At 52.6% G+C, this 22284-nt stretch carries 6 protein-coding genes and 1 pseudogene; 1 reads left to right on the forward strand and 6 read right to left on the reverse strand.

The window, feature by feature from the left end; translation table 11 throughout:
* Position 1: 1 nt before the first annotated feature.
* Positions 2 to 17542, reverse strand: coding sequence for a putative Ig domain-containing protein (locus JF535_RS15070; RefSeq protein ID WP_207003489.1), 17541 nt, complete (start codon positions 17540 to 17542; stop codon positions 2 to 4).
* Positions 17543 to 17843: 301 nt separating this feature from the next.
* On the opposite strand from JF535_RS15070, the gene JF535_RS15075 reads away from it, so the two are divergent.
* Complete coding sequence (locus JF535_RS15075; RefSeq protein ID WP_207003491.1) at positions 17844 to 18209, forward strand: hypothetical protein; 366 nt, start codon at positions 17844 to 17846, stop codon at positions 18207 to 18209.
* Between the two features lie 182 nt (positions 18210 to 18391).
* Here the strand turns inward: JF535_RS15075 and JF535_RS17040 are convergent.
* From JF535_RS17040 to JF535_RS15100, 5 genes and pseudogenes are all read right to left on the reverse strand, one after another.
* Positions 18392 to 18487, reverse strand: a pseudogene (locus JF535_RS17040) (transposase); the annotation flags it as partial.
* Between the two features lie 172 nt (positions 18488 to 18659).
* Positions 18660 to 20300 carry a chaperonin GroEL gene (groL, locus tag JF535_RS15085; RefSeq protein ID WP_207003493.1) on the reverse strand — a complete coding sequence of 547 codons (1641 nt, stop codon included), beginning with the start codon at positions 20298 to 20300 and terminating at the stop codon, positions 18660 to 18662.
* Between the two features lie 57 nt (positions 20301 to 20357).
* The gene (locus JF535_RS15090; protein ID WP_078085279.1) at positions 20358 to 20651 is read right to left on the reverse strand and encodes a co-chaperone GroES; all 294 of its coding nucleotides are present in this window, start codon (positions 20649 to 20651) and stop codon (positions 20358 to 20360) included.
* Positions 20652 to 20880: 229 nt separating this feature from the next.
* Positions 20881 to 21390 carry an FxsA family protein gene (locus JF535_RS15095; protein WP_207003495.1) on the reverse strand — a complete coding sequence of 170 codons (510 nt, stop codon included), beginning with the start codon at positions 21388 to 21390 and terminating at the stop codon, positions 20881 to 20883.
* A gap of 112 nt (positions 21391 to 21502) precedes the next feature.
* On the reverse strand, positions 21503 to 22264 hold the full coding sequence (locus JF535_RS15100; RefSeq protein ID WP_207003496.1) for an SDR family oxidoreductase: 762 nt from the start codon (positions 22262 to 22264) through the stop codon (positions 21503 to 21505).
* Positions 22265 to 22284 lie beyond the last annotated feature (20 nt).

Here is a 22284-nt window from a genome sequence, read left to right on the forward strand (position 1 = left end):
CTTAATTTCGAATCATTTTTCCTGTAGCACTATCATAGCTATAACCATTATTGATTAAATGCTCTATCTCACGTCCATAGCCTGTCAAAGTACCATCATCTCGATACAGGATGTCAGTCCTAGGTTTTGTCGCCAGAGGGATTTCATCACCGCGCTTTATCGCCATGTCAAGGAAAGGTTTATTTATCTCGTCCCAAAACTGATCTGGTGTCTTATACATTTCATCCGGAACGTTTAAGACATTAAATCCTCCGGGCTTAGCGTCGAAATCGATTGTCTTTGGGTATTTCAGCTGCTGGTTAATAATGTTGTCCATATCCTCAACATAGTTCCCAAGAATTGTAGTTGTCTTTCCTGGTGTGGGTTGAATCGGTACGCCACTCGTGGTTGTTACCGACTCAGGTATAACACCAAACCCTTTCCGCCTATTGTTAGGAATACCATTTAGATCATTTTCTAATCTATTGTTATTTTTCCACGCATCCTTTTTAGCTAGGAAGCCTTTAAACGAATCCATCAACTTAGGCAGATTCTTGATTGCATAGGATGCGCCGAGAGCCAGACTCGCGGTTCCAACCAATCCAACCGCCATTTTAGCAACTGTTCCTTCATCCAGCCCACTTTCATCTGCCATAAATTCAGTAGCAGCATTGAAAGCTTTGTCCATATTTTCACCAATGAACTGACCTACCGGTGAATATTCAATCGCTTTCGATACCGCAAACTTCACGGGCCCCATGGCAAATTCTAATGCGTAAAGCGCACCTTTCGCCCAGACTGAGTCAAGCGATTCTGAGACCTCAATGATCCCATCACCCAGTGAGGATAACAAAGGCGCAGATTCACGAATCAACTCCCCTAGCAAGGATGGATTGTCCTGCACCGCAGCTTCAATACGCGCGGCATCCATGGATGCTCTTGGCGTTAGCCGCTCACCAATTACCTCAACAACCTCCATCTCCTGCTCAGGGAACTGTGTTGTTGCCGTTACGCTTAGGCCAGAATCCCCCTCTATCAGGGCATCAAGCTTGGCCAAAATCTCGCTATTTTCTTGCAGAGCAGGCGCCAAAATACGCTCAGAAATCAGGTCGACCTGTGCCTCGTCAGCCCCCATTGCACTCAACAAATCACGCCCTATGCCCATTCGTTCGTCTAACGAGCCAGGGTCAATTTGGTCGGCCATAATGCGCTGTGCCAATATTTCAGCATTCTCCGCAGAAATATTGCCAAGCTCAGCTAGGCTTGCAGCAATTTGCTTTTCATGCCGCTTGCGGAAGCCCAACTCATCATCTTTTGCAATGGCATTGGCAACGATACTGTTGCCTACTGCGTTACCGAATGCATCTGCAGCGATCTGCTTGAAGTCTTGCTTCCCACCCAGCCCAAATGCTCTTTGAACAGTGGAGTTCACCGCACCACCAACAAAGGAGTTGGAGAACTGCTGTCCAAAGTCACCCAGCCCAAGATCGAACCCTTTTAGGATGCTATTTTGCCCGCCGAGATAGCTATTCGCACCTGCACCAATCGAAGAGGCGGCAACAGCGGCCCAACTGAAGTTGGTTTCCTGACCTGTTATCGCTTTAGCTGCAACACCAGAGATGTACGTTGCAGCACCTTGCATGAAATTACCTGCGGTATTGAGCTGTCTCGCCCCTTCCACAGCCTGATGGGCCTGACCGAACATATTCGAGGCTCGTAACGCGCCACCGATTGCGGATCCAGCACCCGCAGACAGGCCACTGGCAATGGCGGTCCTCAAGGAGAAGCTGTCGACCACACCCATGGCTTTACCAACCAATTGGCTGGCAACTGAACCTGCAAAACCACCAACCATAGCACCGCCGATCGCGGCCCCGGCGCTGAGCGTTGCGACAGTCGTGCCACCAGCAACGATTGCTCCGCCGCCCGATAGGGCCGCAGTACCCACAGTTGCTGCGCTAGCCCCCCCCACAGCACCAGTGCCACCTGCAAACGCGGTAGCCGCCGCTCCCGCCGTATACACCGTCACCACAACAGCAACCACAACCATAATAATGGTTGCAATTGCACCACACCCATTATCTGCTGAGGGGGGTGGCGGCACAAACGGTACAGCCGGAGTCCGGTCACCGATAATCTCTTCGGCGTTGTACGCCTTGAAGGTATCAGCATCGTTAATGCTGGTAGTGTGCGCAGGGATACGCAGCTGCTGGCCGTCGGTGAGCACGGTGGCATCGTCGGCGAGACCATTCGCATCCGCAATCAGGTACCAGAGGGAACCGGAACCATACAGCTGCTGGGCGATACTGCGCAGGGTATCTCCCGCGCGCACCGCATACACCGAGGCCTGTGCCGGGCCTGACTGCCCCGCCAGCTTGTAGCCGGCCTGATCTTCGAAGTGAATACGGCCACTGCCATCTACAGAGCCAATCTGCTGACCCTGCGCATAGTAGTAGTGACGTTCTTCGGAACCATCGGACTCGGTGGTGAAGTTCCCACCATCCAGCTCACCGGAGATCTTGTTAATGATCTGGCCGTCGCCGTTGTAACGGAAGTAGCGGCGCTGCTGTTCAGTGATCTGGTTGGTTTTGTAGCTTTCTGTGGTGTACTCCAGACGGCCACTATCGTCGTAAACGCTGTAGTTGGTGCCATCCTTGTGGTTGGTTTCACTACCGGCACCGGTCACTGTCTGGGTCAGGTAGCTGTCCCGTGCGAGGTAGTTGTAGCTATAGGTGAGTGTATAGCTCGACAGGGTATCGGTATCGCCCTCCCCTTTGCTCACTTTGACATAGCTATAGCCGGTCAGACGGCCAGCGGCATCGTAGGCGCCGGCGCCATAGGTGACTTTTGACAGAATGGAAACATCGGGGATATTCAGTATCTCGCCACCGATATCAATGCCATTCCAGTCTTGCGCCGTATGCCCCAGGTTTTCGACCAGAGTGGTACGACCGTCCTTGTCGAAGTAGGTTACGGTCTCTGTTTCCTTTTCGCCGGCCACCGATTTATCGACAAAGTTGAAATCGCCATCGCCAACCTCAACTCGGAAACGACGGGTTTCGCCCTCGCCATAGTAAGTAGTGGTTCGGCTATTACGCCCAGCAAGATCGTAGCCGTAGCCCGTGCTGGTGCGCCAGATTGAGTTATCGGCATACTTGCTGTTACGGGTTGCTTCAACAGACCAGTCAATTGTACCGGCAACGGCCCCCTTCACGCTTTGCGCTGAGATCAATTGTCCGATCTGGTTGTAGTTAAAGCGCTGTACTTCGTAACTGTTTCCGGAACCGATTTTTTCAACGCGCAGCACCTGATTACCGACGGCGTCGTATTTGATCAGGCTACCTTTGTTAACGCCCAAACCAATCTCGCCGCCTACACCGCCAATCAGATCACCTTCGGCAATGACCATACGGTTTTCAGCGTCGTAGGTGTACCAGTAGCTCTCGTAACGGGTAATGGTCGGATCGACGTTCCACCAGTATTCATCCGGATCGATGAAGTCTTCCGGTTCTGATGGGATCGTCATGCTCATGCTCATTGGGGCCATCAGCGGATTGATACCGCCGCCGCCACCGAAGTCCCGCTCTACATTGAGCGTAAACACGTCTGACTTGCTACCGCCCTTGCCATCGGATGCGGTCACCGTCACGGTCCAGAAGCCAAGGCCAACGCCGCTGATCGCCCCGGTGCTGGAGTTGATCGACATGCCGGAAGGGAGGCCGCTGGCTGAGAAACTCAGCGTGTCCCCGTCAGGATCGCTAAAGTTATTTTTTACCGAGAAATAGATTGGGTCCCCAATCTGCACGCTGTAATAGCGGTTGGGTATTGGTGTCACCAGAATTGGCGCACTATTGGATGTGACCGTAATACGGAATACATCCGATACCGACTTACCGTTGCCATCGTTCGCGGTAACACGTACATCCCAGGTTCCGCCGGCGGTCGGTGTGCCGCTGAACTTACGCGTGCCGGCATTGAAGGACAGCCAACTCGGCAGACTGCTGCCATTACTGAGCTTGGCGCTATACGTCAGCGAATCCCCGTTTGGATCGGAGAAAGTGTTGGATGGGAAGGTATAGCTGAACGCTGATCCCGCTGTACCCGACCGGTTCGGAATCGGGTTAGCGACGATTGGCGCTTCGTTACCCGGTTGAACGGTAAGGTCAAAGTGCTCATACACTTTTTTACCGGATGGGTCTTTGGCCATCACCGCCAACTGCCAGGTTTCGTTGCTGGAGATACCGGTGCGTGTGCCGCTGAAATTTCGCGTGGAAGTATTGAAGGAGAGCCAGCTGGGCAGTGCCTGATAGTCCCAGTAGGCCGGTGTGGTAAACCACTCGCCGATCTCAGGCTCGTACCACTGTGACTCTGGTACCCAAACGCGCTTATAGGCGGTATAGGTCAGAGTATCACCATCCGGATCCGAGAAGGTGCTCGTTGGCACGGTGTAGCTCCAGGCTACATATTCCGTTGTCGTTTTATTGGAAATACCGTTGGAGACAACAGGCGCGCGGTTGACGCCTTGAGAAACTGTCAGTCGGAAGATGTCGACACGGGTACCGCCTCGCCCATCACTAGCAGTCACCTTGATGTCGTAGGTGCCCTTATTGCCATAGGCAGGGGCAAAGCGCAGGGTGGAACTATTGCTCCAGGTAATCCAGCTTGGCAGGGCCGCACCGTTACTCAGGGTTGCTGAATAACTGAGCGTATCGCCGTTGGCATCGCTGATATTGTTGTTCAGGTTGTAGGTAAGAGTCTTGTTCTCTTGGACGGTCTTATCGACGAGTGTGCCGGTGGGAGCGTCGTTCGCGGCTACAACAGTTAAGCTAAAGTCATCAGACACCGAGTATGCCGGTGAGCCACTATCGGTCACACGCACACGAATGGTAAAGCTTTCATTCTGGGTGATCCCGGTACGAGTACCGGTGAAGGTTCGCGTGCTGGAACTAAAACTCAGCCAGCTCGGCAGCGCTACTTCCTGCTCTTCCACATACACAGGCTCCCAAACCTGGTCAACCGAGTTCCAGTAGCCCTGGGGATCCCAGTATCCCGGAATGACTTTTTTCGCGACAAAGCTGAGGCTGTGACCATCCGGGTCGGTGAAGTAGCTCGACGGAATCTGATAGCTCCAGGCTACCCCTTCGTTAATCGATTTGTTCGGGATTGCGGTATTTTTAATCGGCGCCCGGTTAGGCCCTTCTGTCACCGTCAAGCGGAATACGTCAGACACCGTGCCGCCATTGCCATCATTGGCCGTGACTTTGATATCGTAGTTGCCCTTGTTCCCGTAGGCCGGATTCCAAGTAAATTTGCGGGAAGCTGCGTTAAAAGTAATCCAACTTGGCAGCGCACTACCGTTATTCAATTTCGCAGAAAAAGTAAGTGAATCACCATTCGAATCTGTAAATGCACTGGTGCTGAACGTATAGCTGCCGGACTTGGTCTCTTGTACCGATTTATTCGCTAACGGAGAAGTCACTGTTGGCGCTTCATTGATATCAACGACAGTAATTGAGAAGTAATCGTACCCCTTACGTCCGTCTGGATCCTTTGCCTCAACCACGAGCTGGTGTACCTCGTTGCTGCCATTCAGGCCGTCCCGCGTGCCGGTAAACGTGCGGGTAGAAGAGTTAAATGAGATCCAGCCACTTTCGGAAAGGGGGCGATTTTCCCAGTGGGCAGGAATTGTCTCCCAAACACCCAACTCACCATCGTAGAACTGGCTCTCTGCCACCCACACACGATAATACGCTGTGTAAGTCAGGCTATCACCATCAGGATCTGTGAACGTGTTACTCGGCACCTGGAAGTTCCAGCTGCTACGTTCATTGACACTTTGGTTGGCGATCGCATTCGCTACCGTCGGCGCCCGATTGGGGCCCTCAGTGACGGTCACGGTGAAGTTATCGACCTTGGTTCCACCCCGTCCATCAGTAGCGGTCACTTTGACGGTATAGCTGCCCTCATGGCCATAATTTGGGTTGATTTTCAGAGTCGAACTATTGGTCCAGGTAATCCAACTGGGCAGAGCACTACCATCGGACATGGTTGCACTGAAGGTTAGCGAATCCTGGTTAACGTCAATAATATGGTTGTTGAGGTTGACGCTAAGGGACTTGCTCTCCTGAACAGTCTGATTTGGCACGTCACCGGTTGGCGCATCGTTGGCCGCGATAACCGTCAGGGTGAACTCATCGGTAACGGACAATGCCGGGCTGCCGCCATCGGTAACCGTTACTCGAATCGCAAAAGATTCATTCAGAACAATACCGGTGCGAGTACCGGAGAACGTACGTGTACTAGCATCGAACGTCAGCCAACCGGGCAGTGCAACTTCTTGCTCTTCGACATAGACGGGCTCCCAGACCTGATCCACTGAGTTCCAATAACCCTGCGGGTCCCAATATCCCGGAACAACTTTCTTCGCGACAAAGGACAAACTGTGCCCGTCAGGGTCGGTGAAGTAACTGCTAGGAATTTGATAATTCCAGGCGGCACCTTCGTTAATCGATTTGTTCGGGATTGCGGTATTTTTAATCGGTGCCCGGTTAGGGCCCTCGGTTACCGTCAAGCGGAATACATCGGATACCGTGCCACCATTACCATCATTGGCAGTGACTTTGATGTCATAGATGCCCTTATTCCCGTAGGCCGGATTCCAGCTAAACGTACGCGTGCTCTCGTTGAATGAAATCCAACTCGGTAGTGCATTGCCGTTATTCAACTGGGCAGAATAGGTGAGTGAATCTCCGTTGGAGTCCACAAACGCGCTGGCACCGAAGGTGTACGAGCCAGACTTTGTCTCCTGCACCGACTTGTTTGCCAGCAGGGTGGCCACCGTCGGGGCTTCATTGATATCAACGACAGTAATTGAGAAATAATCGTAGCCTTTACGACCGTCTGGATCCTTTGCCTCAACTACAAGCTGGTATACCTCGTTGCTGCCATTCAAGCCATCTCGAGTACCGGTAAACGTGCGGGTAGAGGTGTTAAACGAGATCCAGCCACTCTCGGAAAGACTACGATTTTCCCAATGGGCGGGTATTATCGTTTCCGGATCCCCCCCCTGCGGCGGAATCACTTGCTCTTCCACCCAGACCCTGAGATATCCCTGATAGGTTAAGCTATCACCGTCGGGATCAGTGAATGTATTGGCGGGCACCTGGAAACTCCACGGAGCCCGCTCATTGACACTCTGATCTGCGATTGCGACTGATACGATAGGAGCCCGGTTAGGACCTTCGGTCACAGTAATGGTGAAGGTATCCGTTCTGGTACCACCATTTCCGTCATTGGCGACAACCTTAACGGTATAGGAACCCTGATGACCGTAATCCGGATCCAACTTTAACGTATTGACATCGTCCCAAATAATCCAGGACGGCAAAGCGCTACCGTCATTTAGTGTTGCGGTGAACGTTAAGACATCACTATTAACATCAGTAATGTGGTCATCAAGGTGAACAAATACTGATTTACTTTCTTGAAGCGTTTGATTGGGTATATCACCCACCGGCGCGTCATTTATGTGATTAACCACAACGTTTACGGCCTGGTAGGCAGACAGGGGCGGAGTACCCTTATCTGTTGCCACTACACGAATGCCAAAAGTAGTGGTTACATCTACCGCCGCAGCGGTACCGGTAATCTTTCCTGTACTTTTGTTAATATCAAGGAACGGGTGACCTGAACGATAGTCCCAATTCCCCTCTACCCAGCGAGTCACAGGCGGCTCTTCCCAGCCACCCTCTCCGTCAGGGATACCCGGAATAACAACTTCCTCGTAGCCCTCGACCCAATAACGCTCCTCTATTGAGTAGGTAATACCGTGCTTTTCAGGGTCAGAGAACGCACCCGCGGGCAAATCTTCAGAGATCGTGTCTCCTTCAGTTACCGCGATATCTGGAATAGTAGTTCCAACCGTTGGCGCCGAGTTCGCATACGGATCGACCTGCAGAATAAACTTCTCTACCGCCGTGTAGCCCGAAGCATCAGTGGCACGGATGAATATCTCAAACTCGCCACCAGTTTCATAATCCGTAGAGTAACTGATGCTATCTGATGCACCGATCGGGATTTCGGTAGTATCTAAATAGAATTTGTTGTCCTGGGTAATATCCAGCCCTAACCAGGAAGGTGGTTCGGAGAAACCAGTATCTCTGAGATAGCCAGGCTCATAGTAGGCGGGATCCCCACCTTTTGGCGGGACATAAATCGCGTTAGCGTCCCAATGCCAACCGCGCACAAGTATTTCGTAGGTCAGCGAATCGCCCGCATCCTGATCAACAAAAATATTTTGGCCAAGATAAACTCTCGGCTCTTCTCTTTCACGAACCGTTTTATCGCTCACCTGTACGTTCACAGTAGGCGCGTGATTTACTGGCGGGGTGTATGTGTAGTCGTACTTCGACGCTACTTGTACGGAACGGCGGTTACCCACCTCATCGTACTTATAAGTGGCATCGAGGGTTACGAGATTTTGGAAGATGTCACGGGTACGGACGCGGCTCAGCCTGCCATGTTCATCATAACGAGTATCAGTTGCTTGTTCATAAAGAATGCCACGTGCATCGGTTCCCCGAATGTAGTCGTAGGTCCGCTGTCCGTTTTCGTCGTACTCGTACTCTGCGTAAAGATTACTATCTTTATCGTTAATAGACTGTAAGGCGCCATTATCGTAGTAGGTATATACGATGCCATACTTACTTACGGTCTCGTTATTTTCGATAACGGTTTCATTCTTTTCCGAAGTACGCACTTTCCGCTTCAGAAGACCATTATCATAATACTCATAAGTAAAGTCAGTACCGGCAAGATCATTGTGACTCTGGAGCTTACCGAAATAGTCGTAGTTCCAGCTTAGCTGGTGATTTTCACCACCACTATGTAGTCCATTGCGGTCAATGATCTTTCTTCCGCGCGCGTCGAACTGATACTCCTTGATAACGCCTTCCGCTGATTCGGTCCGTACAGCGTTACCAAGCGCATCGTAATCGGTATAGCTGGTTGCAAACGTGGTTGTCGCTCCGCTGCCCGTATACGCTACCTGCGTCTGAATTTGATGATTCAGTTCATTGTAGCTGTGCTTGATCAAAGTTTGATTATAGGCATCACCGGTGACGTCGAAACGGATATCGCCAAGCTCGGTAATATTGTTGAGACGATCATATTCGGTGGTGGTGATATAACCGACAGCATTCTGACGAGCGATCTCTCGGTTAAATACATCATAGGCATAGTGCGTTTCCGCACCCAGCGCATCGATCGTTTTTAGTAAGCGACCAAGTTCATCAACCTGCTGATAGCGGGTATTGCCACGAGCATCGGTTTCTGCAATGCGATTTCCACCCAGATCGTAGTAGAAGAAGGTTTCGGGATTTCGCCCTGCTTCGACACCTTGCTCATCTACAACCAACGCCTTGGGTTTTTGCTCCCAGGTAACCTGATCCAGCTGGTTGTATCGATAGGAAGTGATGTACCCAATGGCGTCGGTCTGCTGCAGTACATTGCCCCAGCGGTCGTAAGTCTGGTACAGATTTGGTGTCAGGGTGGCATTTTCTCCACTAAAGCTTTGGGAGATGGTACCCAACTCAGTACGCCCTACCCGACCAAGGCCGTCGCGATAATACAATTTGGTATACAGACCTTCGGCAGCAGTTTCAGACTGCTCCCGAACGAGTTCACCGTGCAAGTCATAGGCATAGTTTACGTCTGCACCTTTTGCGTCGACACCCACGGTCATACGGCCAGCATTGTCGTATGTGAAGCTCTCTTGGAAATTAGTGCGATTATCGCCCCGTGCAATCACTTCACCAAAGGCGTTGTACTTCACCTCGATGAACTGATCGCCTACAGAAACATTGTCCAGGTTCCACTGCGCACTGTTACTGAGATCTACCTGAGTAGTAATCTGCTGACCGAGCTTGTCGTAAACGTAGTTTGTCTTGGCTGTGTACGAACCGGTACCCTTGGAGTCAGAGTATGTTTGGGTGGTCTCAACCACATGCCCTGCGAGATCGTACTTATAGCCTGTATCGCTGCCATTCGGGTTACGCGTACTAATCAAACGGCCATGATTATCGTACTCATTGTAAGTAATCTGGTCTGCCACGCTGGCATCGTTACTATTGTTATTATCATCCGTGAAGTTTGCGTAACGGTGCTCTTTCAGTACATTGCCAAAGAGATCGTAGCTGTAGCTCACATATGGTGTGCGACTTTGGGTACTATTCAGCAGCACTCCATCTTGCTGCTCCATAGTGCCCGCCGTTCCATTCAATGCGGCACCAGCACCTTCAGTATTGGTATTTAAGAGGACATTACGTGCATCCTCTTTTGTCCAAATGGTATGGCCCAGCTTATTGTAACCAGTTAGTACGCGGTTTCCGCTGACATCCATAGTCTCGGTTACACGCCCGAGTGCGTCGTACTGCGTTTGCTGAACGGCCTGATCAAACAGCTGATTTTTAGTGAGACTGTAACCGCTAGACGTTTCAAGTTTGTCGTGCTCATAGCTGAGCAGCCACTCCTCCTTTACCTGGCCGAGCTTGTCATATACGAATTGACGCGTTCGATCTCGGCCAATATCGGAATCACTTGTATTCGAAGCTGGTGGCGCTGCTGGCTTTCCAGCTTCCAAATCAACACCAGCCCCCAGAGCACGAGCATATTCAGTGACAAACTCAGTTTGCCCAAATTCGTTGTACTGCCATTCAGTGACATAACGTTCGGCATCGACCGTCATTACTTTTTGACCAAGGCCATTGTAGTAATGGTAGGTATGGGCCCAAGTATTACTATGTTCGCTAATCAGAACGCTGGACTTGGTCAGCTCACCATAGGCATTGTACTGATACTCAGTTTTTGGCGAGGACGTTTGCAAAGTGCCGGTTACGGTATCGAAATAGCTAACGCTCTCCTCCGTTACACGCATGAGACGATTCAATTCGTCAAACTCACGGACCAAACTGCGATTTTCTACGCTGTCACTATATCCAGATTCACCCAGCTTGCCTTCCACTTCCGCAGTAGATATGGCACTTAGACCTCGAGCGTCAACACCGCCCCAAGCTTTGGCATAGCGAGTCAGGCCGACCTGATTACCGTAACCATCATACTGGTACTCGGTAATGTAGCCTTCGGCATCGATCTCATATTGCAGCTGATTTTCAGCATCGTAGACCTTATAGGCGTAGTTACCACGGACATCCTGGTTAGCTACAGCATTGCCAAAGGAATCATAGAGAGTATTGACCTGCGGCGTCTGCCCATCCACATCTGGGTACGTGATACCAATCTGATTGCCGCGATTGTCGTACTGATAGCTTGTGGTCCTAGCTAGACCGTCAGCCTCTTGTCCATAATTGGGGTTCGGTATCCATAGGTCAGGGACACCGGGCTCTGGATCGTTAAACCACTCACCCTCTTTGGTATCGATATAAATGCCTTCGGTACGGCTGATCAGCTGCCCACGAAAATCGTAACTCATTTCAGTAATGAGCCTGCTATCTTGCATCAGCTCTAGGTTTGCAATGCCACTGGAGAGAGAAAAGCTCTCTTCCGGAGTAATCTCTCTCACACGGTTGCCACGCTTGTCGTACTCGTAGACCCAGGTGTATTCCGGATCATTGGCGGCGCTGCCCAATTTGTTGGTAAAGCTCGTCAGATTACCGAATGCGTCATAGCCATAGTATTCGGTATGACCTTCGGCATCGGTCAGAGAAGTGACTCGATTGAGCAGGTCGTAATCTTTGCTCGCGATACGAGCTGAACTTTCCCAGCCTCCAGTCTGAATAGTGCTGTCAATATCGGCAATACTTAGGTTGCTGGCGTAGACATAGTCATACTGCAACGTACGCGCGACATTTCCAAAGCTGTCGTACTCATATTCACTGATATATCCGGCGGAATTAATTTCGAAGCGGACACGCCCCGCTGCATCATAAACACTGTAACTGGTGCGAGCAGCACCAACCGACACTGCGCTGAGAACCTGCGCAGCAGTAAAGCTCTCGAAACCCTCGCCTAGTTGCGTATCGTACTGATGGAGCGCCACCGCGTTTCCGGCGGAATCGTATTCATATGCAGTAACATATCCAGCATTATTAATACTGTACTGCAAGCGCCCTGCTGCATCGTACAGGCTAGTGACACTCTTACTTTCCGCTCCGTCGACGTGACTCGTCAATGCGGAAAAAGAAAAGTCTGAAATCGAATCACCAACATCGTACGCAAGCTTCTGACGGACTTCCCCTGTGTTGGTGTATACAAACTGGGTGACAGCATTGTCCGCGGTTACTTCGAAAGCAACGCGTCCAGCAGAATCATATACGGAATGTATATTTTGGCTGGCATAGCCGCTCTGAGTGGCGATATAGGTCTGTACCGCTGCTGCATCCGCGGGTACTCCTGCAAACTGCAGTTCATATTGACGGCGCTCCACGACCATTCCGGAATCGTCGTATAGCGTTTCGCTGATATAGCCGTCACCATCGATATAGAACCGCTCACGACCGGCTTCATCATAGGTGGTATAGGTGGCTACATTAGCCTTTCCACTTACCGCGGTTGCCAGTGACGCCGCATCGCTAATACTCGCCCCATCGACCTGATAATCGTACCGGGTTACACCTGTTACGCGGCCATTATCATCAAAGCTGTATTGGTTGACATAACCCTCAGCATCCACAAAGAACTCGCGCTCGTTGCGGCCGTTGTAGAAGGTGTACTCGGAGCGTGTAGGGGTTTGAATGTCGATAGCACTAATAATGCTTGCGTCATCCTGCTGAGGATCTACGACTGCACTGTAGGCGTGCGTCGCAATCGTACGACCCAGACCATCGTAAACAAATTCAGTAGCATAGCCAGCACTATTAACCACATAACTCTGCCGGCCAGCGTCATCGTAAATAAATCGATTTGTTTGTGCGCTAGCATCGGCGCCCAAACTATCCAGATAGCCTTCAATACTACTTTCGGATAAATCAGTTACTGAGCCCGGCAGTACAATTTCGTGCCGCTTACTCAGGAAAATATTACCCGCTAGATCGTATTCGGTTTCAGTGACATTTCGATTACCATCAACAACAAAGCGCAGTCGATTGAGAGCATCGTAGGCATAGTAGGAGGTATCGCCATTACCATTGGTGACACTGGTTACGTTGTTGTTTGCGTCATAGGTGTAAGTGGTAGTTAGCGCGAGCCCATCCGGGTCAACGATTACCTGGGCTTTGTTGCCCTGGGCGTCGTAATTTGTGGTTATCTTACGATTTTCTGCATCAACAACACTAACAGTCTGACCGATGCCGTCATAACTGTATTGGGTACCGATACTCAGGCCATCCGGATCAATCACCTGTGTCAGAACACGACTATTGGCATCGTAGCTGTAGCTTACTTTCCGCCCTTCCGCATCAACCGTCTCCACCAGCTGATTGGCTGCGTTATATTCATTGGTCGCTGCCGTTACGTTCCGCCCCTCAATAGTTTGCTCTGATGTCTTGAGGTTTCCGTTCAGGTCGTAGGTAAAGCGTGTTTCGTGCCCTTCGGCATCCGTAACACGAACTGTCTGCCCAAAGCTGTCCGTTACATTCTCAGTTGTAATATTACCCGGCATGGTGACAACAGTGGTCTGCTCACCTGTTTCAGCGTCGAAGTGATAGGTATAAGTAGTAACCTGCTCTAGTGCATTGGTTGTGGTCAGCACTCGCCCAAACGCGTCATAAGTGCTTGTAGTAGCATTGGTCAACGGATCCGTGACCACCACGGTGCGCCCCTGATCCTGATAATCGTAGTAGCGGATATTGCCACGCGCATCGGTCGCCTGCGTGACACGACCAAAGGCGTCGTATTGCTGGCTAATAGAAATATTCAGGTTAGCAGGTAGCGTACCTGAATCCTGCACACTGGAAATCTGGAGACCGCGCTTATCATAGGTGTATTCGCTAACCCGGGTTTTACTTCCCGCTTGGTCAATTGCACCGATATCGGTTGTAACAGTCTTGAGCTCACCCCAAGTCGTGTAGTCATTTGTGGTGGTTAGCGATGCAGGTTGGCTCTGACTGTCAATAACCTGACGCAACACTGTCGCGAGCTGGCCGCGGGTATTGTAGAGATAGCTGGTTACACGGTCGCGCCCATCATCCGCCAGACCGCCTACGAGCGATTCCAACTCACTAGTTACTGCACCTTGCGCGTTTGCCAGTGCGCTATTGAGCGCACTATTAGTCGGCCCATCACTAAGATCAAATTGCTGCGCATAGCTGCGGCTACTGCGGCTATCACCAAAAACGTTATATCGAGTCTCGGTGACTCTCGCCTTTTGAGTTTGTGCATCCTCGACAATAAGGTAAACAAGCTGACCCCGCTCGTCGTAGATGTAATGCGTACTGTTACCTTGGGTATCCTGACTTTCGATTAAACGGCCAGCGCTGTTATAGATATGACGCACACCTTGATTGTGAGTGTCAATTGCCGCATCCAGCTGGGTCTTAGTTAGTTCGGTAGCGCCATTGCTGCTCAGAGTAACACCGAGCGTTCCGGCGATATCGACCAACTGCTGCGCACTTAATTCGCCCGTAAGTTGGCCAGCTGCATCATAGCGCAGGTAACGATTTCGAATATTATCACTGGTTTGTCCGTCGCCATCGGTATCAACAGCATTACCGTTGCTATCGACTTGATAGCTGGTCGCCTGCACTAAGTTGCCAGCACTATCGTACCGGTTGAATACATAAAGACCGGCATGGTTCTGTGTGGTTTGTAGACGACCTGCCTGATCGTAGGAGTAGCCGATCCATTGGTCTTTCGCCGAATCCGCGGCCGGGGCAACACCACTGGTATCCGTTAGCGACGCGAGCATACCGGCACTTAATACCGTGGCGTACTGAGTCACCTTGCTTTGCTGGCCGGCCAGCGTGTATTCATACTCGGTCACATGGCCCTGATGTGACACTTCCTGGATCAGCTGACCCTTGCTGTTGTAATAGTAGCGGATGGACTGATCTTGAGCGTGACTACCTACCAGCGAGAGCAGCGCACTGAAATTTTTTGCCTCATCGAATGCGTCAACTATATCCAATTGGTTTGCATAACGAATCTGCTCTACAAGTCGGCCTGCGCTATCGTAGCGGTTTTGGATCAGGTAGCCTTCCGCGTCCACGGTTCCCAGCTGGCGCCCTACACTGTCGTAGAAGAAGCGATTTTCCCGCTTACCGCTGGTACCGACGCCATCGGCACTCACTTCGGTGCGCACTAGCTGCCCGGCACCATCGTAGTGGTACGTGGTAACGACAGGGTTATCGCCTATCCCCGCCGTTTCAGTCTGCAGCTGCCCATTGTCCAGATAGGTAAAACTGACAGTGCGATCCAATACATCTGCGACCGGTTTAAAGCCTGCTTCAAATTCAGTAGTAGTAATAAAATATTGCTGACCACCTTCATTGAACCAACTGCTGGTATCGACCGCATTTGTGTAAGCAATGCGCGCTTCAAGCTGGTTTTGGGCGTTGTATATAAACTCGGTAACGCTGCCGCCGGCATCAACACTGTAAACAACTTGGCCTAATGCATTGTAAAACTGGTAGCTGCGACCACCCGCGGCATCCACACTGGTGCGCAGGCGGCCATTATCATCGTAATAAAAACGACTGGAGCCATAGTCTTCTGTGCCGCCATTGGCGCTGCGGGTGACGCTCGTGAGCTGGCCCCGAGCGTCATAGACGGAACTGGTAATCAGGCCCAAGCCGTTTTGCACTTCGATGGTGCTCTGGCCGTCGTTATAGGTCGTGGTAACCTGATTACCATCTGCATTGGTGATACTGGTTACGCGGCTCATACCATCGTAGTCGTAAACGGTTGCGTAATCCGTTTCCACGGCGGCTGCAGCAGCGTCAACCAATCCCGCTTCAGCAGAAACCTGCTTAATCAGCTGCCCGGTTTGGTCATAGAAAAAGTAACTGGTTGCCGCCGCTCCAACGCCATTACCCGCCACATCGAGGGCATTCCATTGACTACTGCTCTGCAGTTGGCCACGGAAGTCGTATGTGAGTGTTGTACGCTGGGCTTGACTGAGGTCCAAGCCGGTACGCCAGGTATCCATCTGTGCAAGGCTAGGGGCTTGATCATCAGAAAGGCCAGACACATCGTAAAGGTCGCGGGTTATTACCCAGGTATCAGAAAGCTGCCCGAAACCGTCATAGTCAAATGCCGATACCGAGCCATCAGCACCAACGGCATACGCCAGCAAGCCCTGTGCGTTATAGACATAACGACTCGTTTGCGCACCGCTCGGGGCACCCGGCTGATCGATGCCATCTGGATCAGCCACCAGGTAGCGGGTTTCAGTGAGCAGCTGATTTTCTGGACTATAGGTACGGGTAACCGTGTTGCCAATACTATCGCGCACAGCCGTCTGGTTGCCGTTGGCGTCATATCGATAGTCTATGCGGTTGTTCGCGTTATCAATGACATGCTCAAGGTTGCCGTCCGCATCATAGGCATAGCGCACCACCTGGCGCTGTCCATCAACAGCAGGGCTCTCCAGCCGGTCCAAATAGCCGGTTACGCTGTTAAAGTACATCTTGGTGCTTTCCCCTAGCGGAGAAACCACTTCGGTATAGGAGCCATTGGCATCGCTTAGGCCATAGTTGTAGGTGGTTACCTTATTCTGGCCATCGGTGACCGTTTTGACGGCATACTTGCCATCGATCAATTCGTAACCAAAGCTGACGGTAGTGCCGTCACTCTGGGTGATGGAGGCGATACGGTTGCTGCTACCGTCGTAGCTATAGGTGGTGGTGTAGGCTTTGCCATCGGCAATACTGTTGTCAGCCCCAAGCTCCAAATCAATGGAAACTGTTTCCAGGCGACCACTTGCATCGTAGCTGTAGTAGACCTGTACCAGATTATCGCCGTTTGACTGCGTCTCCAGGGATTCCAGCTGGTTACTGGCGTTGTAATGCAACACCATTTTCTGGCCGTCTTGCAGAAGGATCTCTTCTAGCTGGCCGTTGCCGTTGTATTGATAACTGATTTCATTGCCGGCACGGTCCGACACCTTGGTGAGCTGACCGGATGTGTTATAAGTTTCCGCTACCGCGCCGTCATCGGCGGTGAACACCCATGCATTGTTTGTCCCGTCGTAGCGGACCACATCGTGCGCACCACTCCCTTCCTTGGCGACGAATTCGCCAGAGGTCGCGTCGTAGGTAAAGGTAATATCAGAGCCGTCACCGGCGACCCGGCGAATTGTTACATTCTCCAGGTCATTTATCGGGTCACCTGAGATAACCAACGAACGATTGGCACTCAACCGCCACTGATCCCCCATACCGCCAGTAAAACTGCCCTGACTGTTATAGGTACGTACCAGACCTGCATCCAACCCCAAGCCCATCAACAGCTCGTCTGTCTGACGAACAAATAGGTTGCCGCTCGCAGCGTTTACATAACTGTTCAGTCCTGCCTGCCCTAAACTGGCTTGGCCGTTCTGCCCCAAAGCCCCGAGGATATCGGCGGAGGAATTCAGGAAGCCCAGTCCATTAGAGGTAATAACAGCGGTCATAGTGCGGTCCCATGGTCAAGCGAGAGTGCCAGTTGCCCTGGCTCCAGCAGCATGTATCTGCATGGCAGCCAAGCGACTTCTAGTTCTGATATTTGGTTATTGCTTGAGACTTATTCGGGAGGTGGGGGGGAAAGTTTTAGCGGAAAGACGCACAAACAATCAAAAGTGCGACAGGCGTCACAAATATTTGGATTGCTGAATAAATAGTGCACACAGAAGAAGAGAAAGAGGTTAAGAGCTATTGTAAAAAAAGCATATTTGCTAGCATTCAGACCAGCGCAGAAGCAACCATCAGGTCAATATGAGCAGGATTGCACCATCACAAGCACTCGCGTCCCTAAGCGCCGCACTTGGGGTTACAAATAGAAAGCGCACCGGCGCCCACACTTCTGGTGTGGAGAGAGAGATACCCCAGCCTTCAATTGAGCAACTTTTCGGCGAAGTGAAGACTAGCTATATGAAGGCATCGGGGACACTAGATACTCAACCCAAGAAGAGAGCCTTTGTCATTCAGCGCTTGACTATCCTCCGTTACCAGAATCTCCCCCTTAATGCAGCACAGTTTGCCTTCCTCTCTTCTGAGCTTGCAGCCAAAGTTTTAGAGAGTCCGAGTCTGACCGAGCTAATAGACGCTGTTATCGCTGACCTCGAAATAGAGAAAACCTGACCGCAACCAAAGTCAGTCTGGAAGTAAATCTACAATTTTTATCACCCTGTATGAGATGGTGCGGAACACCATCTGGGGCGAGCCGAGGCAATCTGACGTTGCTCGGGGGTGATAGTAATACCTTCAGGAGTCGTGCCTCCTCGCTCTGCTCGCAGCTTTCGAATCCGCAACTCCATGGTGGATTAACGCACCCCCATGGCTTCGCAGGCCTCTTTCACCGTGTAATTCTGGTCGACTACCAATTGGGCTGCCTCGAGCCTGAACTCGGGTTCAAATCGCTTTTTTTGTTGAGTTTGTGATTAATTCACCGGATCTCGTTGAGCGTGATAATGTCACCCAAAGTCAGCTGGCCAAATTTAGTGTGCCACTACAGTATGCGAACCAGCTTTCTTCAAGCAAAAAAAAACCCGCCGAAGCGGGGTTTTTTATGGGTTAGGCTGCTAGGCCGGCTTACATCATGCCGCCCATGCCACCCATGCCGCCCATACCACCCATGTCAGGTGCAGCCGGCTTGTCTTCCGGGATGTCTGCAACCATGGCTTCGGTGGTGATCATCAGGCCTGCGATGGAGGCTGCAGCCTGCAGTGCGGAGCGGGTTACCTTGGCCGGGTCCAGGATGCCCATTTCCAGCATGTCGCCGTACTCGCCGGTACCGGCGTTGTAGCCGAAGTTGCCTTCGCCCTGTTTTACCTTGTCGACCACAACAGATGCTTCGTCACCGGCGTTGGTGACGATCTGACGCAGCGGCATTTCCATCGCGCGCAGTGCCGCAGCGATACCGTGGTTCTGGTCTTCGTTGTCGCCTTTTACAGAGATCGCCTGAATCGCACGGATCAGTGCGGTACCACCGCCAGGAACCACGCCTTCTTCAACGGCGGCGCGGGTAGCGTGCAGGGCGTCTTCAACGCGGGCTTTCTTCTCTTTCATTTCGACTTCGGTGGCAGCGCCAACCTTGATCACGGCAACACCGCCAGCCAGCTTGGCAACGCGCTCTTGCAGCTTCTCTTTGTCGTAGTCAGAAGAAGACTCTTCGATCTGGGCACGGATCTGCTTCACGCGTGCTTCGATGTCGGCAACGTCGCCGGCGCCGTCTACGATTACGGTGTTCTCTTTAGACAGGGTGACGCGCTTGGCGGTACCCAGGTGCTCCAGAGTGGTGGCTTCCAGCTCGAGGCCTACTTCTTCAGAAATCACGGTGCCGCCGGTCAGGATGGCGATGTCCTGCAGCATGGCCTTGCGACGGTCGCCGAAGCCTGGTGCTTTCACCGCAGCCACTTTGACGATACCGCGCATGCTGTTCACTACCAGAGTGGCCAGCGCTTCGCCTTCTACGTCTTCAGCGATGATCAGCAGCGGCTTGGACGCTTTGGCTACCTGCTCCAGCAGGGGCAGCAGATCGCGAATGTTGGAGATTTTCTTGTCAACCAGCAGGATGAACGGGCTGTCCAGCTCGGCAGTCATGTTTTCCTGGTTGGTGACGAAGTATGGGGACAGGTAGCCGCGGTCGAACTGCATGCCTTCTACGACGTCCAGTTCGTTTTCCAGGGACTGACCTTCCTCAACGGTGATCACGCCTTCTTTGCCCACCTTGTCCATCGCTTCCGCGATGATGGTGCCAACGTGTTCGTCGCTATTGGCGGAGATGGTGCCTACCTGGGCGATCGACTTGCTGTCGGCACAGGGAGTGGCCAGACCGGCGATGTGGTCAACGGCGGCGGCAACGGCTTTGTCGATACCGCGCTTCAGGTCCATCGGGTTGAAGCCAGCGGCTACGGACTTGAGGCCTTCGGTGACGATGGCCTGAGCCAGCACGGTCGCGGTGGTGGTGCCGTCACCGGCGGTGTCGGAAGCCTTTGAAGCAACCTCTTTCACCATTTGCGCGCCCATGTTTTCGAACTTGTCTTTCAGTTCGATTTCTTTGGCTACGGATACACCGTCTTTGGTTACGGTCGGCGCACCGAACGCCTTGTCCAGTACCACGTTACGGCCTTTCGGGCCCAGGGTGGTTTTTACGGCATCTGCCAGGATGTTTACGCCGTTCAGCATTTTCTGGCGAGCGTCGTCACCAAATTTTACGTCTTTTGCTGCCATGATCTTATTTCCTCAATTCTGGTCGTGGTTGCGTCGATCGGGAATCGTACCGGGGCCTTAGCCTTCCAGTACGCCGTAGATGTCGCCTTCGCTCATGATGATCAGCTCTTCGCCGTCCACCTTGAGGGTGTTGCTGTCGGCATAGCGGCCGAACACCACGGTGTCACCAACTTTTACAGAAAGTGCACGTACGTCACCGTTATCCAGCAGTTTGCCTTCGCCAACGGCAACCACTTCGCCCTGATTCGGCTTTTCTTTCGCTGCACCCGGCAGCACGATGCCACCAGCAGTTTTCTCTTCTTCTTCCTTACGGCGTACGACAACGCGATCGTGTAAAGGACGAATTTTCATGGATTGGCTCTCCAATGAGTCATTTAGGGTTGCAATGTCAAGTGGCTCGGCCCCGCCCTGCGGGCCCTCTGCCAGCCCTGCCCGGGGATAACCGGGCCGGGAAAAACTTGGGGTGCAGCCTATCTGGGGGAGGTCTGGGGGAATTTCAACGGCGGCGGAGAAAAAAACTGGGGGAATTTGAGAGGATTGGGCAGGCAGGTGGCCTGCCTGCGGGCAAGCCGGTCAATATTTAGCCATCTTTGTCGGGGTCGCGCGGGTCTTCTCGCTTGCCTTCTCGCGGGTCTTCACGCTGATAGTCGCCTTCGATCACATCATGGGAGCGTCCCTGGCGAGAAGGGTCATGCCCGGGCTGGCGGTGTGTGCCGGCGGTATAGCCCGTGGTCTGCACGATCACCACGTGACCAAGAAGTCGACCAATGATGACCTGGCGAATACCCGGAATGAGACAGGCGAATCCGATGGCGTCGGTGATAAACCCGGGGGTAAGCAGCAGGGCCCCACCGACAGCGAGAAAGATACCCTCCGCCATTTCCTTTGCCGGCATTTCACCGGCCTGCATTTTTTGCTGCGCCCGCATGATGGTGGACACACCCTGCCGCTTGAGTAGCGCAAGGCCAACCACCGCAGTCAGCAGTACCAGGCCAATGGTGGGAAGCGCTCCGATTTTTTCACCCACGGTGATCAGGACCCACATCTCGAGGATGGGCATCACGATAAAGAGAAGCAGTAAAGGGCGCATACAAGGCTCCTGAAGGACTCGGCAGTCGCCGGGGAGTGGGTTGATGGCGCGGCACGCTCACTGCGCCATCGACCGATGTTTCCGGGCAGGCAACACCTGCCTCAGGAACGGGTTACATACGGGCACCACCGTCGATTTCCACCACACGGCCGGTGAGATAGTCGTTCTCGATGATAAACGAAACCGTGCTGGCAATTTCGTCGGGCTCGCCAATCCGTCGCAGGGGCACCTGCTTGACCAAACCATCGAGGATCTCCGGACGCATCTGCGCCACCATATCCGTGCCGATAAACCCGGGGGCGATGGCCGCCACTCGCACGCCGTAACGGGCCAGTTCGCGGGCCCAAGTGACCGTCATGGTCGCCACGCCGGCTTTGGATGCGGAGTAGTTGGTCTGCCCCATGTTCCCGGCACGGGAAACACTGGAGATATTAACGATCACGCCACCATCGCCCTTTTCCGCCATGATGGCCGCTGCGGCGCGGGTGCACAGGAAAACTCCCGTCAAGTTGACGTCGATCACCGACTGCCACTGGGCCAGCGACATACGCTCGGCCACCTTGCCATCCTTGACCTTGAGCAGCATGCCGTCACGCATGATGCCGGCATTGTTCACCAGCACATCCAGCCCACCGAAATCCCGGTTAATATCCGCAAAGCCGCCGTCTACCGCCTCCTCATTGGCCACATCGATGACGTAGCTGCGCGCCTCCGCGCCCTTTTCGCTGCAGGCGGCAACGCTCTCGTCGAGTCGCTCCTGATTCACATCAATCAGTGCAAGGCGTGCACCGCGGCCTGCGAGATACTCGGCCATGGCCCGGCCGAGGCCCTGGCCCGCGCCGGTGATGGCGATAATGCTGTTAGTAACCTGCATGGAAACCTCAATCTAGTCCA

Source organism: Microbulbifer salipaludis (genome assembly GCF_017303155.1).
Taxonomy (GTDB): domain Bacteria; phylum Pseudomonadota; class Gammaproteobacteria; order Pseudomonadales; family Cellvibrionaceae; genus Microbulbifer; species Microbulbifer salipaludis.

Excerpts from the sequence above, each read along its gene's own strand:
- JF535_RS15095 (WP_207003495.1), bottom strand. The coding sequence starts at position 21,390 with ATGCGCCCTTTACTGCTTCTCTTTATCGTGATGCCCATCCTCGAGATG.
- groL (WP_207003493.1), bottom strand. The coding sequence starts at position 20,300 with ATGGCAGCAAAAGACGTAAAATTTGGTGACGACGCTCGCCAGAAAATG.
- JF535_RS15090 (WP_078085279.1), bottom strand. The coding sequence starts at position 20,651 with ATGAAAATTCGTCCTTTACACGATCGCGTTGTCGTACGCCGTAAGGAA.
- JF535_RS15070 (WP_207003489.1), bottom strand. The coding sequence starts at position 17,542 with ATGACCGCTGTTATTACCTCTAATGGACTGGGCTTCCTGAATTCCTCC.
- JF535_RS15100 (WP_207003496.1), bottom strand. The coding sequence starts at position 22,264 with ATGCAGGTTACTAACAGCATTATCGCCATCACCGGCGCGGGCCAGGGC.
- JF535_RS15075 (WP_207003491.1), top strand. The coding sequence starts at position 17,844 with ATGAGCAGGATTGCACCATCACAAGCACTCGCGTCCCTAAGCGCCGCA.